This window comes from Methanoculleus frigidifontis (genome assembly GCF_030464345.1).
Classification (GTDB): Archaea; Halobacteriota; Methanomicrobia; order Methanomicrobiales; family Methanoculleaceae; genus Methanoculleus_A; species Methanoculleus_A frigidifontis.
This window is the reverse complement of record NZ_VCYH01000002.1, coordinates 106,996-123,000: the sequence shown is the minus strand read 5'-3', so window position 1 is coordinate 123,000 and position 16,005 is coordinate 106,996. Positions and strand designations below refer to the sequence as shown.

Annotated in this window: 12 protein-coding genes; 7 read left to right on the top strand and 5 right to left on the bottom strand. The window is 61.4% G+C overall.

The genetic code is table 11. The features are described from left to right. Positions 1–2 precede the first annotated feature (2 nt). Both larE and thiI read left to right on the top strand, forming a co-directional pair. Positions 3–773 carry an ATP-dependent sacrificial sulfur transferase LarE gene (gene larE / locus FGU65_RS03470; RefSeq protein ID WP_301663024.1) on the top strand — a complete coding sequence of 257 codons (771 nt, stop codon included), beginning with the start codon at positions 3–5 and terminating at the stop codon, positions 771–773. Next, the gene (thiI, locus tag FGU65_RS03465; RefSeq protein WP_301663023.1) at positions 761–1,939 is read left to right on the top strand and encodes a tRNA uracil 4-sulfurtransferase ThiI; all 1,179 of its coding nucleotides are present in this window, start codon (positions 761–763) and stop codon (positions 1,937–1,939) included. Before larE ends, thiI begins: the two co-directional genes overlap by 13 nt. On the opposite strand, the gene pscS is transcribed toward thiI, so the two are convergent. Beyond that, entirely contained in the window at positions 1,932–3,110 is a 1,179-nt protein-coding gene (gene pscS / locus FGU65_RS03460) for an O-phospho-L-seryl-tRNA:Cys-tRNA synthase (RefSeq protein WP_301663022.1), read from the bottom strand. The genes thiI and pscS overlap by 8 nt on opposite strands. Beyond that, on the bottom strand, positions 3,107–3,289 hold the full coding sequence (locus tag FGU65_RS03455) for a hypothetical protein (RefSeq protein WP_301663021.1): 183 nt from the start codon (positions 3,287–3,289) through the stop codon (positions 3,107–3,109). The genes pscS and FGU65_RS03455 overlap by 4 nt, the downstream gene beginning before the upstream one ends. A 129-nt stretch (positions 3,290–3,418) precedes the next feature. On the opposite strand from FGU65_RS03455, the gene FGU65_RS03450 reads away from it, so the two are divergent. From FGU65_RS03450 to FGU65_RS03435, 4 genes are read left to right on the top strand one after another with little or no spacing between them, the layout of a single operon-like run. Continuing rightward, positions 3,419–4,567, top strand: a complete 1,149-nt coding sequence (locus tag FGU65_RS03450) for a metallophosphoesterase family protein (RefSeq protein ID WP_301663020.1) — start codon at positions 3,419–3,421, stop codon at positions 4,565–4,567. Beyond that, positions 4,554–7,736, top strand: a complete 3,183-nt coding sequence (locus tag FGU65_RS03445) for an AAA family ATPase (RefSeq protein ID WP_301663019.1) — start codon at positions 4,554–4,556, stop codon at positions 7,734–7,736. The genes FGU65_RS03450 and FGU65_RS03445 overlap by 14 nt, the downstream gene beginning before the upstream one ends. Next, complete coding sequence (locus tag FGU65_RS03440; RefSeq protein ID WP_301663018.1) at positions 7,736–8,773, top strand: DNA double-strand break repair nuclease NurA; 1,038 nt, start codon at positions 7,736–7,738, stop codon at positions 8,771–8,773. The genes FGU65_RS03445 and FGU65_RS03440 overlap by 1 nt, the downstream gene beginning before the upstream one ends. Continuing rightward, positions 8,751–10,361, top strand: a complete 1,611-nt coding sequence (locus FGU65_RS03435) for an ATP-binding protein (RefSeq protein ID WP_301663017.1) — start codon at positions 8,751–8,753, stop codon at positions 10,359–10,361. Before FGU65_RS03440 ends, FGU65_RS03435 begins: the two co-directional genes overlap by 23 nt. A gap of 686 nt (positions 10,362–11,047) precedes the next feature. Here FGU65_RS03435 and FGU65_RS03430 read toward each other — a convergent pair. Further along, positions 11,048–11,578 carry a nucleotide-binding protein gene (locus FGU65_RS03430; protein ID WP_301663016.1) on the bottom strand — a complete coding sequence of 177 codons (531 nt, stop codon included), beginning with the start codon at positions 11,576–11,578 and terminating at the stop codon, positions 11,048–11,050. Positions 11,579–11,589: 11 nt separating this feature from the next. Then, entirely contained in the window at positions 11,590–12,459 is an 870-nt protein-coding gene (locus FGU65_RS03425; RefSeq protein WP_301663015.1) for a formate/nitrite transporter family protein, read from the bottom strand. A 378-nt stretch (positions 12,460–12,837) separates the two neighbouring features. Here FGU65_RS03425 and FGU65_RS03420 point away from each other — a divergent pair, with 378 nt between their 5' ends. Next, complete coding sequence (locus tag FGU65_RS03420) at positions 12,838–14,730, top strand: chloride channel protein (protein ID WP_301663014.1); 1,893 nt, start codon at positions 12,838–12,840, stop codon at positions 14,728–14,730. Between the two features lie 7 nt (positions 14,731–14,737). Here the strand turns inward: FGU65_RS03420 and FGU65_RS03415 are convergent, their stop codons facing one another. Beyond that, positions 14,738–16,003 carry a Coenzyme F420 hydrogenase/dehydrogenase, beta subunit C-terminal domain gene (locus tag FGU65_RS03415; RefSeq protein ID WP_301663012.1) on the bottom strand — a complete coding sequence of 422 codons (1,266 nt, stop codon included), beginning with the start codon at positions 16,001–16,003 and terminating at the stop codon, positions 14,738–14,740. Between the last annotated feature and the right edge of the window lie 2 nt (positions 16,004–16,005).

Sequence of the window (16,005 nt, the reverse complement as noted above, 5' to 3'; positions counted from 1 at the left end):
AGATGGTGACGGTGCAGCGGCTTGATGATGTAGTGAAATCCTCCGAGCCCATGGCGGTCGCTCTTTCGGGCGGAACCGACAGTTCGGTGCTCCTGGCATATGCCCGGAGGCTCGGCATCCGGGTGATGGGAATCAGCGTCGATACCGGTCTGAACCCGCCCGGCGAGCTTGCGGCTGCAGAAGCCCTTGCGGCCCGGCTCGGCGTGCCTTTCGCTGTTGTACGACGTGACATGCTTGCGATTCCCGATGTTCGGGAGAATACTTCCCGCCGCTGCTACGTCTGCAAGCGGGAGATGATGCGTGCCGTCATCCACGAAGCGAACCGGCGGGGCTATGCGACGGTGGCAGACGGCACCCATGCCGATGACCTGCCCGGCGATCGGCCCGGGATGGCGGCGCTCCAGGAGCTCGGCATTGTCAGCCCGTTTGCAGAAGCCGGTATGGGAAAAGGGGACGTTCTGACCCTCGCCGGTGAACTGGGCATTTCTGTCCGGCCGGCATCCTCATGCCTCGCCACCCGTATCCCGGCGGGAACGCATCTGACAGCAGAGTGCATCGGGATGGTGCGTGAGGCCGAGGAGATGCTCCGGGACGAGGTCGAGGGGATGCTCCGGGTGCGGTGCATCGACCGGCGGGCGTACATTGAGGCAGACCCTTCGGAGCACCCCCGCATCAGGCCGATGCTCGGGAAGATCCGGGAACTCGGGTTTGAGGAGGTCGTCCTCGCTCCCGGGGGATACCGGCAGGGAGGTGCCGACACATGGAAGCAGTGATGGTGCGCTACGGCGAGGTCTTTCTGAAGAGCGAGCAGGTCAAACGGCGATTCATCGCACAGATGGCCAAGAATATTCGGCTGGCGCTCGAGGCTGCGTCCCTCGGCCACCGTATCGAGACGCCGCGGGGCAGGATCCTGATCTACGGCGATGATCCGGCGTCCATCGCCGATACCGTGACCAGGATCTTCGGGGTCGTGGACGTGAGCGTTGCTACTGTCACGACCCCGGATATTGCGCATCTCTCCGGCGTGGCGGTGGAGCGTGCAAAGACCGCCCTGCAGCCCGGGATGACCTTTGCGGTGCGGGGACGGAGATCCGGTGTGGAGGGTTTCTCCAGCCAGGAACTCGCGGGAACGGTCGGCGCTGCTATCGGGCAGGCGGTGCCGGAGGCCTCGGTGAACCTCTCGAAACCCGATTACGAGGTCTTTGTCGAGGCGCGGGACTTCGGCGGGTTTGTCTACGACTCCCGCCAGCCGGGCCCCGGTGGACTGCCGTTCGGGACGCAAGGGCGGGTGCTGACCCTGCTTTCGGCGGGGATCGACTCGCCCGTCGCGTCATGGCTGATGATGCGGCGGGGCTGCGGCATGATCCACCTGCATATGCGGGGCGGCCGGTTCGCCGGCGGCGACGTGGAGGAGACGGCGCTTCGGCACCACGCGCAGATCTCGCGCTGGTGCCCGGGATATCCCCTCGACCTTTTCGTCGTGGAGATGGAACCGTTCTTCGAGGCGCTGGTGCGGCTGAAGGAGCCGCGGTACCGGTGCATTCTCTGCAAACGGTTTATGCTGAAGGTGGCGAGCGAGGTCGCCCGGCGGCATGCGGCGCACGCCATCGTAAGCGGCGACAATCTCGGGCAGGTGGCGTCGCAGACGCTCGAGAATATGGCGGTGATCGCGCCCGCCGCGACCGTTCCGGTGCTCAGACCGCTGATCGGGTTTGACAAGGAAGAGATCGTCGCCCAGGCGCGGATGATCGGGACGTTTGATCCGGTGCAGGGAGAACTCGGGTGCACCGTCGCCCCGAAGCACCCCTCGATAGCTGCACGGGCTGAGATCATCGCGGAGTACGAGAAACTCCTCGGTATGGAGGAGCTGGTCTCTGCGGCTGTGGAAAAAGTCGTGCGAAGGCGTGCCCAAAGCGGCACGCTTGTGGAGATCAGCTGACGGATAGCCCGTTCTCCCGGGCTATCTCCACGAGTGCATCGGCGACGTGCCGGGCCTGCTTTTCGGAGAGGCCGTAGGTATTGAACTTCCAGACCTTGGTGGAGCCGGGGATGACGCCGGTGATCCCCCGCTTCTTCAGCTCGCTTGAGAGGAAGTATCCCCGTTTCTTATGCTCCTGGGCAACTTTGTCGAAGGAGCCCCGGGTATCGATGCGGGTCAGGGTATGCTCCCGCGGGTAGTCGGAGCGCACTTCCGTCCCATCGATCGAGAGAAGGGCGTCGACGACCATCCGGGAGCGCTCGACCTCCGCATCCCAGTGCTGCACCCGCTCTTTCACGTGGGGGAACGAGGCCATCATCCCGATGACGGTGACGCCCATGAGGGTGCACCCCATCATCTCGACCTCCTTGATCCCGAACGTCCGCCCGGTGATATCGCCTTTGGACTGTGTCGTCCGGAAGATCCTTTCGGCGTGCTCGGCGGTTGCGGCGATGAGGCCTGAGGGGGCGGGGGAAGCCATGCTCTTGTGGCCGGAGCCGATCACGAAGTCGACGCCGAGCTCGCTGCCGTCGACCGGCATGATCCCGACCGAGTATGCCCCGTTCAGGGCGATGGGGATGTCGTACTGGCGGGCTACCCGTGCGATCGCTTTCGCGTCGTGGACGTTCCCGTACTGGTAGTCGACGTGGTCGAGGAACATCAGCGGCGGCGTGCGGTTGAATTCACGGATCACGTCCTCAATCCGGGCGGCGACGGCGTCGGGTGTGATGTGGTTCCGCTCGTCCTTCGGGACCTCCCGCGGGATGCCGCCCGCCTCCTCGACGGCCATGAACTCGGTATAGTGGGCGAGGGAGGTGAGCATGACGGGGTCTCCCTTCTCGACATAGGTGCTCGCGACCGCCTGGAACCCGCGGCGGGCTCCCGGAACGACGCGCACCTGATCCATATGCAGCCACTCTGCAAGCTCTGCATGGAACTGGGCGATCGGCGGTTTTTTGATATAGTCAAGCCTGAAGGGGCTCAGGCAGTTGTCGCAGACAGAGTAGCCGTCGCCGTAGGCGATCGCCGCCTTCATGGCATCGGCGGTCAGCCGCCCGCCTGCCTGAATCGGGTCGATGTTGATGAACATCTCTTCGACGTCACGGACATCGATATCCAGCGCGCATTTCATTCGACCAGCTCCTTCTCGATGATCGCGAGCTGCCGCTTCGCCTTCTCGATGTATTTTGCGGCGCGCTGCTTCTGCTCCTCGTCCATATCGTGATCGGGAGCGGTCTCACGCATGAGCGCCCGCAGGTCGGAGAGGTTGAAGAGTGCCTGAAAAATTGCATCTACGGCTCGTCTGGACAAATAATCACCATACTAATATCAGCTATGATATATAGATAGATCTGATCGGATTGCAGCGGAAACGTTTCCGTTACTTTCGCGCTCCGTCCGTCAGGACTTTAAGAACAGCAATCAGGTGATCCATCGGGCATGAAGATCGTTCATATCGCGGATACGCACCTCGGCCTTTCGGCATTCAACAAAATCGATCCCGAAACCGGGATGAACCTCCGGGAGAGGCTGATATACGATAATTTCCTCGCCGCCATCGACCGGATTGTATGCCTCAGACCCGACGTGCTGGTGCATGCGGGCGATCTCTTCCACCAGGTCAAACCCAAGACCCGCGCGTATACAACCGTTCTCGAGGCTCTCCGGCGGCTCGACGAGGCTGGCATACCCTTCGTCGTCATCGCCGGGAACCACAGCATGGCCAAGACGCGCTACACGACGTCGCCGCTCGAGGTGCTGGAATATCATACCGCAGACGTCCATGCGGCCTACCGGCACCGCTACCACCGCGTGGAGCTTGGCGATACGGTTTTTCACCTGATCCCGAATATGCTGCAGGTGAGCGGCTACCGGGCGGCATTCGAGGAGATCGAGCCCGGACCCGGACATAATGTCCTCGTCACTCACGGGCTTGCAAGTGCGCTCAAGGAGAAAAGGCTGCATACTGTGGCAGAGCACGAGATCGACACCACGATGCTCTCGGAGGAGTTCGATTACATTGCTCTCGGCCACTTCCACGGCCAGAGCCAGGTCGCAGACAACGCCTGGTACAGCGGTTCGGTGGAGTTCTGCACCTACGGCGAGATCCGGGATGCCAAGGGCGGGCTTCTCGTCGACCTTGCGGGCGGCAGCGTGGAGCATATCGATCTGCCGCGCACCCCCATGCATGACCTCGGCCGGGTTGCCTGCGACGGGAGGACGGCGAACGAGATTCTGGAGGGGATCCTCGATCTCGTCCCGGAGGAGGGGATCCCCGCGCGGTCGATGTGCCAGATCACCCTCGACGGCGTGCGGCGTGATACGCTCCGGGCTCTCGACCAGCGACGGCTGAACGAGGCGAGGTCACGGCTGCTCGATCTCAAGTTCCGGATTCTCGCGGCCGAGGAGTCGTCACCGATCCTCCGTGAACGGACGCTGGTCGGGGTGGACTACGTCCTCGAGTTCGAGCGGTTCGTGGAGAACCTGCACCTCGGGCAGAAGCAGGAGGAGTACGTGAAGAGAGAGGGCGCTGATGTTCTGCGTTCGGTGATCGCGCGGCACAGGGAGGTTGACGATGCTTCTCCATAAGCTGGTGATGCGCAACTTCAAACGCTACCGCGACCAGGAGATCGTCTTCTGCGACGGGATCACCGGTGTCGTCGGGAACAACGGTGCCGGAAAGAGCAGCATCATCGAAGCGATCCTCTTTGCGCTCTACGGCCTCTCGGGAACCGGACTCGACGGCGAGTATATCGTCAGCGCCTTTGCAGGCCCGCAGGACTCCTGTGAGATCCGCCTCGACTTCTCGGTCGGCGGAAACGACTACGCCGTTGTCCGCAGGTTCCGGAAGCGTGCGTCGTCGGCACTGCACGAGGCACGGATGTTCCTGAACGGCCGTCCGTTCGGGGAGTACGCCGACGGCGTGCAGAACGTCCAGCGCGGTATCCAGCGGGTAGTCGGCATGGCGCCGACCGATTTTAAGAATACCATCTATGCAGGGCAGAAAGACCTCCTCTCGCTCCTCGAGAGCCGGCCCGGGTCGCGGCGCGACTGGTTTCTGCAGGTGCTCGGGCTCGACTACCTCAAAAAGGACAGCATGGACGCACTCCGGGAGCGGATCGGCGGTTGTGAAAAGCAACTCGCCAACCTGACGGGAAGGCTCGAAGAACTCGACGATGCGGCAGTCCGCGATGAGGTGCACCGACTGAAGGAGGAGCAGAAGGCAGCGAGGCTCTCTCTCTCCCGCATCGAGGAGGTTCGCTCCGGCGCGGCGGCCCGGCGCGACGAGGCGAAGGCTGAACGCGACCGGGTGCTGGAGCAGCGGCAGCAGCACCTGCGGCTGACTGCAGACGAGGTGCGGCGCTCGGAGGAGGTGCAGGGCCTCCTGCAGGAATGCCGGGAGCTTGAGGCGGAGATTGCCGCTGCAGAGAGCCTCCGGGGCGAGATGGCAGGGCTTGCCGGCCTCGCCGCCAGGGAGGGCGACCTCGAGCGGGAAGTTGCCGGATATGCCGAAAAGAAGGCGGCCGTCGAGCGGCTTGAGGCCGATATTGCACACCTGACCGAGCAGCTGCGCCAGCAGGAAGAGCGGCGGGGCAGCCTTGAGGCGGAGCTTGCAGCCCTCCGGGAATGTGACGCAGAAAGGACTGCGCTTGAGCAGCAGCTTGCACGTTGGGATGATGTCAACGGCCGGCTTGAACGCCTGAAAGCGGCGGAACCCGGATATGCGGCGGTGAAGGACGAACTCTCGCGCCTGGATGAGCGGTTCAGGAGTGTTGAGCGGCGGGTTGCCGGTGTCCGCGTGGAGATAGACGATGCAGAGGCGCAGAGCCGGCGGCTGGAGGCTCTTGAGGCTGCGGGCGCGGAGTACGAGATACTCCGCGCCCGTGACGCTCTCCTCGCCCGGGCGGCAGGGCACGCCGACCGGCAGCAGGTCTGCCGCAGGGAGATCGACGATCTTGCCCGGCAGGTCTCCGACGCCGAAGCGCAGATCCGGGATCTTGAGGCTGCGAGCGCCGGTGCCGGCGAGATCGAGAGCCGGATCGCCTCGCTCTCCGGGCGGCGCGAGGAGCTGCGTTCGATAATCTCTCTCGCTGCTGCACGGCGGCAGGCACTGCAGCAGGACCTTGAGAAGACGGTGCGAAACCGCGAAGACCTCCTCCTCACCGGGCCCGAGGGTGCCTGCCCGACGTGCCACCGGCACCTCGGGGAGCGGTTTGACGACCTGCTCGGCGATCTGGCGGCGGGTGCCGCATCACTGCAGGAGTCGCTGGCGGCGATCGACGGCGATTACGCCTGCGCGAAGGAGGAGTCCGCAGGAGTCGATGCAAAGCTCGCGCTCCTCGAGGAGCAGCGGCGGCAGCAGGAAGACCTGCAGCGAGGTCTGGCACTCTGCAGGTCACGGCGTGACGACGTTGCCGCACGCCTGGCAAAGTGGCGGGATGAATACGGCCTCCTGGATGCCGCTATCCGGGACCTCGGGCTTGCGGGGTATGATGCCGGTGAGCACGAGAGCGTCCGGCGGAAGCTAGCGGTGCTCGAGGAGCAGCGGAGTGCTGCAGACCGGCTCCGGGGAGTCTGCAGCCGCCTGCCTGCGCTGCGCGAGGAGCGCAAGCGGCTTATTGCCGAGGTCGAGGAGTACCTCGGCCGGAAGGATTCCCTGGAGGCGGATCTCGGGGCGCTCGGGTTCGACCCGGATGAAAAGCAGCGTCTCGAGCACGAGCGGGAGGTTCTTGAGGCGGCATACCGTGAGTACACCCGGCTCGAGGCGCTGGTTGCACGGATGCCGCAGCAGCGGGAGGAATGTGTGACGGTCGGTGCGCGGATCGATGCCCTGAAGCAGGCGATCCGGGACGCTGCTGCAGAACAGGAACTGCTCGCGTTCGATCCGGCCGTGTACCTGCGGCTGCAGGAGGAGTACCGGCGTGCCGGGGAGGCGCGCCGGCGTATGACGGAACTCGAGGTCAGAACCGGAGAGATCCCCCGGCTCAGCGCGAAGCTCGGGAAGAAACAGGCCGATCTCCGGCTGCGGCAGGAGGAGTGCCTTCGCCTTCGGCAGGAGATTGCCGGTCTCGGATTCGACGAGCGGCAGGTGGCTGCCGCGGAGGAAGCCCTGGCGGCATGCGAGGCTGCCCTGCAGGTGCAGGTCGAGGAGCATCTCAGGATGACGGGTGAGGTGCACCGGATCGAGCGGGATATCGAGCGGTCAGAGCAGGCGCTCGCACGCATCAGGGAACTTGCACGGTCGTGCCATGCACTCCGCGAAGAGGCCGAGCTCCTGCGCCTGACCCGCAAAGCCATCGCCGACTATATCGTTTATCTTCTGCAGGTCGTCAGGGATCGGATAGAGGACGAGGCCGGGCGTATTCTCGGGGAGATCACCGACGGCAGGTACGACACGGTGCTGCTGGACGACGACTTCTCCGTTCTCGTCAACGATATGGGGGAGGACTATCCGGCCGACCGGTTCAGCGGCGGTGAACAGGACGATATCGCCATCGCTCTCCGGATCGCTCTCTCCCGATTCCTCGCCGAGGTGAACGAGCTCCACGACAGCACGTTCCTGATCTTCGACGAGATATTCGGGAGCCAGGACGAAGGCCGGCGCAGCAACCTGGTTCGCGCTCTGCGGACACAGGAGAGTTATTTCCCCCAGATCTTTCTTATCTCGCATATTGCGGAGGTGCAGGACGAGTTCTCCTCGACACTGCTGGTGGAGATGGGCGCTGATCGGACGAGCAGCGTGAAGGAGATCTGCTGATGGACTCTCATGATGAGTACCGTGCATCGGTACAGCGGATCGCCGGAGAGATCCGGAGGTATGCGCCCCCGGATATCGGCGAGCGGTTTGCAGCGTCCAGCGGCTTTCGCCCGGCATCGTTCCTCACTTTTCCATCCGCATTTGATGGGGCCGTATGCGCCGTCGATGGGAGCAACGCACTTCTCGCCGACGGCGGCAGTTTTGCAGTTGCCGCCATCAGGGCGTCGGCAAGTTCGTATCGCGGCGGCACGCGGCAGTGCAGGGTGACGACACCCCTGTACACCGTCGCCGTGCATCAGGGAGGGTGCAACGAGGATTTTGCGGCGCTCTTCTCCGACTGCTTCGCATCTCTCCCGAAGGCTCCGCTCGAACACGATGATCCGGTCAGAAACGCCGCCGTCATGCGGGATACCCTGGAGTACTGGGTGGCAATGGAGATGGCAGAAAACCTCGATGCCGGCGATCTCATCCTGATCGACGGGACACTCCGGGTCAGGCATGCCAGCCACGATGAAATTCTGGTCAGGCTGATGAACCTCTGCAGCCTCCGGGGCATTCTTCTTGCGGCGGTGACGAAGCGGACGGCGCTTACCTGGGGGGGCGGACATCCGATCGTGCCTGCAACCGAGGGGCTCGCTCGGAAACTCGCGGTTCCCGAGCCCTGGGCCGTCCGCATATCGGGAAGGGACGATCTCGTCGACCGGGAGGTGTCGCACCCCTGGAAGCAGCGCGGCGAGCAGTACATCACCCGGCTGCATCGCCGTTCCCCGCGTGCATTCAAGGTGGAGGTGCCCGGGCACATGAATCGCGATATGGTGGAGCAGACCTTCTCGGGGCTTGCTGCCTATGCCGACGACGGGCGGATTACGGGATACCCGTATCCACTCCTCGAGGCGCACCTGACCACGAAGATAGGGAAGGACACCGTCGATCAGGTCCGCCAGGATCTCATGCAGGGGATGGCAGAGCAGGGCATGAGCCACGTCGACTATATACAGTATTTCGGAGACTACCATGACGAGTTTGATCGATATTGATACGGAAGATACGTCCAAGTTCCGGCTGATCGGAGACCGGGTGCTCAGTTATCTGTTCGCGGTTCCGCACGACGACGAGCTGTATATCGGGGATATCCTGAAGATCACCGATCCGATCAAGGGGCTCGTCTTCTTCGCGAAAGTGAGCGACCTTGTCCACGACAGCAACTTTGCCGACCCGAAGTGGGACCGGCGCCCCCATACCGGGCACTTCTATACCTTCGGTGAGGACGTCTACATCCTTGTGGAGGCGATACCGCTCGGGTACGTCGGGACGGACGGCCGTTTCAAGAAGCCGCGGACGATCCCGGCGAAGTTCTCAAAGGTCGAGCGGCCGGGTTCGGAGGATTTTGCGTTTCTCCGGCAGGTGATGGGCGATATCGAGGTCGGTGTCATGAAGACCGGCCAGGACGTCCTGCAGGATGTGCGGGTATCGCTCCACTCCGCTGTTATGCGGCAGCATATGGGCGTCTTTGCCACCACCGGGATGGGGAAGAGCAACTTTATGAAGGTCTTCTGCGCATCCTGCATGGCCGTCCGCCGGTTCGGGCTGCTGATCGTCGACCCGCACGGCGAGTACGTTGCCGGGGGCATGTCGTCGACCGGGCAGAACACCCGGGGTCTCATCCACTACCAGGCAGGGCGGGAAGGCCTTTCGGTCTTCACCATACGTGACGAACAATTCCGGAAGAAGTATCTTCTGGACCGCCTCTGGCTCGAACATGATGACTTCCGGGCGCCGGATCTGCTCCTGCTCTATGAGCACTCGCCGCCGCAGCGTGAGGTCGTGGAGATGCTCGAGAGCACGCCGGGGTCTGCGGTGATCGACTTCTTCACCAAGACCGATTTTGGGACATTTGATGCCGAGACCTACGATGGTGAGTATCCCTATATCGCCCGCGACCTCCGAAATTTCTCGACCAGCACGCTCACCGTCATCCAGCGGCGCATCCAGGGAATGCTGAAGCGCAACGGCGCCTTCTTCCGGCGGAAGGGCTCATCGATCCCTGATATCATCCGGGCGCTTCACGACAATCAGGTCGTTCTCATCGATATCCCCCGCATGGGGGAGCAGAGTGAGCTCTTCGTCCTTTCGATCATCACCCGCAGGATTCTCCGGCAGCACCAGGGGGACGACGGGGCCGGGGACGCAGAAGACCCGGTCCAGCGGCGGCAGGTGCTCATCAGCATCGAGGAGGCACAGCGTGTACTCGGCTCCGGTACCGGGAGCACGCAGATCTTCCGCGAGTGTGCAATGGAGGGGAGAAAGTTCGGGGTCGGTCTCTGCGTCGTAACCCAGCAGCCGAAGAATATCGATGCCCGGGTGCTCGCCCAGCTCAACACGTTCGTTGTGATGGGGCTCTCCGACCATGGTGACCGCGATATCATCGCAAGCAGTGCAAAGCAGGACCTCTCGCGCCTCGATACCGAGATCCAGACGCTTGAGCCGGGTGAAGCGGTGATCAGCACCCTGAACATTCCCTTTCCGGTGAGCACCCGCATTCACCTCTTCGAGGAGTACATCGACGACCTTGGAAGGGTGCCGGTGAAAAAGCCCATCGACGAGGGGCTGGACTGGTCGTACTGAAACGATCTGCCGTGGAACGGTCCTGGCACCGTTGATCCCTCTTTTTCCGGTAGTGCCCTACGAAACACCTGCTACTACCTTTGTTGAGATCGCATCCCCGATAGGTTGCAACCCGGGGCACGGCTTTCCATTGGGTATCGCCATGACTGCCCCCGCCCTGGGGGCGGGGGAGGAGGCCGGAGGCCGGGCGAGGTGGGGAGATGAGGCGTGCGGGTCTTTGCGTAAGACAGGGGAGGGCAAGGCCCCTCCCCGTCAGCCCCACCCCCATGGCGAGAGCCACCACGGTCCGCGGCATGAGGGCATGCGTGAGAAAAAAGGCCAAACTCAGGTACAGGCCATGTCCGGCACCAATCTCGTCAGGGAAGAATGACAGCCGGAAGAGAACTTCACCAAAGCCCGATCATGGAAATCTTCTCCCCATGGTATTTTTGTCATGAACGCGGGTTGGTGGATAACGTAATTCGGTCGGATTCTCTGAGATCACGTATCAGGTATATGCTGGAGCACTACTCTTTTTCCGGTGCGGCCGGACCGCCTTCAATCCGGGATGCCTTTCACTGGCTGCACTTCAAATTGGTGTAGAGAATCTCAAAAGAGCTGTTTTCTGCGTGGGGAACAGGAAGATTGGGTGACGGACAGGGATCGGCACAGGATCCATGCGTCTGTATTCCCATTAAGTTCTTGAATCAGGATTTTTTCTTCTTCTGTTCGGGAGCACTCTCTTCGGTAATCTTCCGGATCGAGATGCAGTTTATGACCGCATCCCCGCTCAGGATATAACGCTTCACCACCGAGCCGAGCACCTCGACCTTGTCGTTCACCTTCACGTCTTCCTGAGGATTGGTGAACATCTTCACCGAGATCTCTCCGGTGCGATCGGCGACGAGGTACTGCGGGCGGTTGAGGAACTGGAAATGCACCCGCTCGACGATCCCCTGAATACGTACCGGCTCGCCGAGCATGCTCAGGTTGATCGTCCGGATCCGGACCGTTTTTGCCTCCTGCTCGTACATCGGCACAAGGGAAGCATACTGCTGCTGGCTCATGTAGTTGAGCGCCGCCGGGATGATCAGGAGCAGGGCGAGTATCGGGACTCCCCAGAGAAGGATCGACGTCTCTCCTGTGGCGATAACCGTACCGAGTAAAATAATTGTGAAGATACCAAAAACGGCCAGGGATATGGCCGATATCTTCACATTGATGGTTCCGATTCTCATCTGGTATCTCTTTACTTGAGTGCCGCGATCTCCTTCCTGAAGGCGACCCAGTAGAGGACACCGACGAAGAACAGACCGCCGACGATGTTGCCGATGGTTGCCATGATGACGTTGTTGGTCCACATCGTCACCCAGGACAGGTTCTGCAGCTTGGCACCGATGTCAGCGACCTGTTCAGGGCTCAGCATGCCGCTGGTCAAGAGACCGGTGGGGATGAAGTACATGTTCGTGACACAGTGCTCGAATCCGGTGGAGACGAAGGCCATGATCGGGAACCAGATTCCGAAGAACTTGCCGATCAGGTCGTCGGCACAGATACCCAGCAGGACTGCCAGGTTGACGAGCCAGTTACAGGCGATTGCCTTCAGGAAGAGCGACCACTGTGCAAGCGCACCGATGTAGGATACTTTGCCGATCGCGATGTTCACGGCAGTGAGACCGAACGCGTTGACGGTCGCAGCTCCCGTTGCGCTGAAGGATGTCAGCGGGCCGTAGGCCATGATATATGCGAACAGGATCGAACCGATCAGGTTGCCGATGTATACCCAGACCCATAGGTTGAGTACGCTAGCCCAGCTGATCTTGTGGATGAAGGCCGCCATCGGGGCGAGCATTGCATCGCCGGTGAAGAGTTCTGCACCGGTCAGCACGATCATAATAAGCCCAACAGGGAAAACAGCACCGAGAATCAGTTTTGCGAAACCTGCACCGAGGAATGCCGCTACACCGGTACTACAGACCGTTGCAAGGGCACCACCCATGGCGATGTAGGATCCTGCCATGAGTCCACGGAGAAGCATATTCCATGCCGGCAGGCCGGTCTTGTATTTCCCGGCATCTGCGGCTTTTGCCACAATAGCAACTGGAGGATGGAATACCATTTTTTAACACCTCTCTAAACGTCCTACCTATACCAGCGAGTAATCTTGTCTGTATAGGTTCAAATTAGAGTAATTGGAGAATGCTATTAATATCTTTCGGATTGTGCGCAGGATTCTCTGAATAATTGGCCGTATTTTATCATTTTACACGTTCCGAGTTAATGCAATCCGGTAAACAATGTCTATATGACAATTAAAATTTTTGGCGCAAATCGTCCTGCACGCATTTTACCCCGGTTCCGAGGGTGCCGGGAGGCCGGGAAACGAAGAGGCGCGCCGGGCATCTGACGGTTATCTGCAGCCTTTTACCTGCCGCTGCAGCAAAAGAAGTAAACCGGTTTACATAAGTGGTTAAATGGATATAGTGTATACATCGCCATGCAGATCGAGGAAACCGTCACTCCGTATCGGAGGATCATACTCATCGCTGTCATCGTCGGGGTGATCTCCGGCATCGGTGCCCTGCTTTTTTTTGAAGGATTGAAACTTGGAACTGCGTTTTTTATGGAAGGCATCGTCGGGTTCCATCTGCCGAAGGAAGGGCAGACCATTGCGGATATCAGCCAGTGGGCTCCTCCCGACACCCTCTGGCTGATCCTTCCTGTCATCTGCTTCGGAGGTCTCCTCTCCGGCCTTTTGGTCTATACGTTTGCTCCGGAGGCCGAAGGTCACGGAACCGATGCGGCGATCCGGGCGTTTCATGGGGAGGGACGGGTGCGCTGGCGTGTCCCCCTCCTCAAAGCGGTCACTGCGGTCCTGACCATCTCGACCGGCGGGAGTGCCGGGCGTGAAGGGCCGACCGCCCAGATGTCGGCCGGCTTCGGTTCGATCGCCGCCGACCTGCTCGGGCTCTCCGACCGTGAGCGGAGGCTTGCTCTCGCCACCGGTGTCGGTGCCGGAATCGGCACGATCTTTATGGCGCCCCTCGGCGGTGCCATCCTCGGTGCGGAGATCCTCTACAAGCAGGATTTCGAGACCGAAGCAATTGTTCCCGCTTTTCTCGCCTCCGTCATCGGATATGCCATCTTCGGTTTCATTGAAGGTTTCGAGTCGGTCTTCGGTTCCTGCCCGACCTCCTGGAACATCAGCCAGATCCCATTCTTTATCCTCCTCGGCGTGGTCTCGACGGCTGTCGGCCTCCTCTATATACATACCTTCTACGGGACACAGCGGGTTTTTAAGACCATTTTCAGCCGTTTCAACCTGCCGAACCACATAAAACCCCTTGTCGGTGCCTTTCTCACCGGGACGTTCGTTCTCGCTCTTGCAGCCATCTCTCCCGAAGCGGCAATCGTCGGGCTCGGCAGCCTCGGAACCGGATACGGCTTTGCACAGCTTGCGCTCTATAACATGCTGCCGCTCGGGGTGCTGCTCTTTCTCCCGGTTGCGAAGATCCTGACGACATCACTCACCATCGGCTCCGGAGGGAGCGGTGGCGTCTTCGCGCCGGGACTGGTGATCGGCGGGGCGACGGGAGGTGCCTTCGGGTCCCTGCTGCATATTGCGCTTCCCGGTATTGTGCCCGTCGAGTCGGTGCCGGTCTTCTTTGTCGTCGGGATGATCGCCTTCTTCGGTGCAATCTCCCACGCACCGATCGCGGTCATGATCATGGTCGTCGAGATGACCGGTGATTTCTCTCTGCTCGTGCCGGCGATGGGTGCCGTTTCGGTGGCGGTCATTCTCATCGGCCAGTCCACCATCTTCCGCGAACAGGTGCTGAACCGGTCTCTGTCCGCCGCTCACCGGGACGAGTATATGGTCGAGATCCTCCAGGATATCCGGGTGAGTGATGTGATGGTGCCCCGCGACCGGGTCGTCACGGTATCGCCCGATGATTCCATCGGGCGGGTGCTCCGCCTGATCGACGAGACGCTGCATACCGGATTTCCGGTGCTCGACGGGGAAGGGAGGCTCGTCGGCATCATCGCTCTCGACGACGTCAGGGATAATCGGGCGAATGGCGAGCATGAAGTACTGGTGAGGAATGCCATGAGCTCACGGGTATTCACCGTTCACCATGCGTGCACGCTGCGTGAAACCCTGGATCTGATGACCGAGCACGATATCCATCATCTGCCCGTCGTCCCGGCGGAAGATCCACGGATGCTCTCCGGATTCGTCAGCCGTACGGATATCATAAAGGCCTATGTCAGGAGAGCGTCGCAGTCGGCGGGAGAGCGGCGCCATACCGGGAACATTACCCTGATCGAACCCGCTAAGACTGCAGAAAGCAGCCCTGATGGAAAAAAGGAATCGATAGTTGAGGGCTGACCGCCGGTCAGCCGAAGATATCGAAGATCTGATCGCTTCCGGTCGCCTCAAGGCGCTTTCGCTCCGTCTTTTCTTCGACGAGAGCCAGCACCGGCGGCGTCATGTCTTCGCCGGGGTGGAAGCCGAAGAGTTCCTCGAGATCGACCTGCAGGGCATGCATGAAGACGGAGTTTGAGATCTCCACCGGGCAGAGCTCTTCGCACTGGCCGCAGTTGACACAGGAGTCGGAGATGTGGGCGAAACGGATCAGGTGGAACATGAACGGCGGCGGGACCTGGCCGGGCGTGACCAGATAGTCCCGCTTTGTGCTGCAGTCTTTGCAGTAGCAGATCGGGCAGTTCTCGATGCACGAGTAGCATTTGATGCAGCGGCTCGTCTCCTCCATGATCGTCCGGAGGCGCTCTTTCCCCTCGCCGAGCGCACTGAAGTAGCGCTCCCGCCACTTGTCGCCGAGTTTGAGCATGGCGTTCTCGACCTTGCCGCGGATGGCAATGCCTTTCTCCGGCGGCGCCTCTGTCTGGACGGCGCCGGCATTCTCTGCGCCGTTCAGGAGGTTTGCGCCCTTCTCGGAGCAGACTTCGACGAAGGTGGCCTTCCCGGCCTTATCGCCGATGACGCCCCAGTTTCCGCAGGCGAGATCTGCCTGGCGCGGGATCTTGATCTTGCAGCGGCGGCAGTTGCTGCGGCGGCCGAGCCCCTCGTCGCCGAGCAGGTTTTCGGCCCCCTCCTCGAGCTCGTCGATCGAGATCCCTTTGTGCTCGCCGTCTCTGGTGACGACAATAAACTTGCCCTTATCGATCTCCTCCTTGACGACATCGTCCGGGTCAAGGCCGAGCTTGTCCCTGACGACGGTTCTGGCGGTCTCGGGCCGGATGGTGCCGCCGCAGTTGAGGCCGATCATGATGACGTTATCCAGGTTGACCTGGTTGCGCTTTGCCATCTCGTACATGGCCTTGACGTCGCAGCCCTTCAGCACGGCGGCTATCTTCATGTCGGGTTCGACTGCGAGCAGGCACCGCCGCATCTGCTTGGGGAGGAGGAGCGTGCCGCAGTGGAGCGAGCCCGCGGCACCTGCTATCTCCGCCGGGTCGGTGATGAGCGTCGGCACCGCGTCATAGACATCCGCACCTTTCCTGACCGCAAAAACGCCGTCGACCATACCGCTCTCGAGAGCGTACCGGAGCAGGGCCGAGACCGCACCGCCCGTCTCCGCCTTCTCCAGCAGGGCGTCGTCGGTCGTCCACGCGTAGAGGAGATCTCCTTTTGCTGCCATGC

Coding starts and splice junctions, on each gene's coding strand:
- FGU65_RS03435 (WP_301663017.1), top strand. CDS start 8,751: ATGACGAGTTTGATCGATATTGATACGGAAGATACGTCCAAGTTCCGG.
- pscS (WP_301663022.1), bottom strand. CDS start 3,110: ATGAAATGCGCGCTGGATATCGATGTCCGTGACGTCGAAGAGATGTTC.
- FGU65_RS03430 (WP_301663016.1), bottom strand. CDS start 11,578: ATGAGAATCGGAACCATCAATGTGAAGATATCGGCCATATCCCTGGCC.
- FGU65_RS03415 (WP_301663012.1), bottom strand. CDS start 16,003: ATGGCAGCAAAAGGAGATCTCCTCTACGCGTGGACGACCGACGACGCC.
- FGU65_RS03445 (WP_301663019.1), top strand. CDS start 4,554: ATGCTTCTCCATAAGCTGGTGATGCGCAACTTCAAACGCTACCGCGAC.
- FGU65_RS03420 (WP_301663014.1), top strand. CDS start 12,838: ATGCAGATCGAGGAAACCGTCACTCCGTATCGGAGGATCATACTCATC.
- FGU65_RS03425 (WP_301663015.1), bottom strand. CDS start 12,459: ATGGTATTCCATCCTCCAGTTGCTATTGTGGCAAAAGCCGCAGATGCC.
- larE (WP_301663024.1), top strand. CDS start 3: ATGGTGACGGTGCAGCGGCTTGATGATGTAGTGAAATCCTCCGAGCCC.
- FGU65_RS03440 (WP_301663018.1), top strand. CDS start 7,736: ATGGACTCTCATGATGAGTACCGTGCATCGGTACAGCGGATCGCCGGA.
- FGU65_RS03450 (WP_301663020.1), top strand. CDS start 3,419: ATGAAGATCGTTCATATCGCGGATACGCACCTCGGCCTTTCGGCATTC.
- thiI (WP_301663023.1), top strand. CDS start 761: ATGGAAGCAGTGATGGTGCGCTACGGCGAGGTCTTTCTGAAGAGCGAG.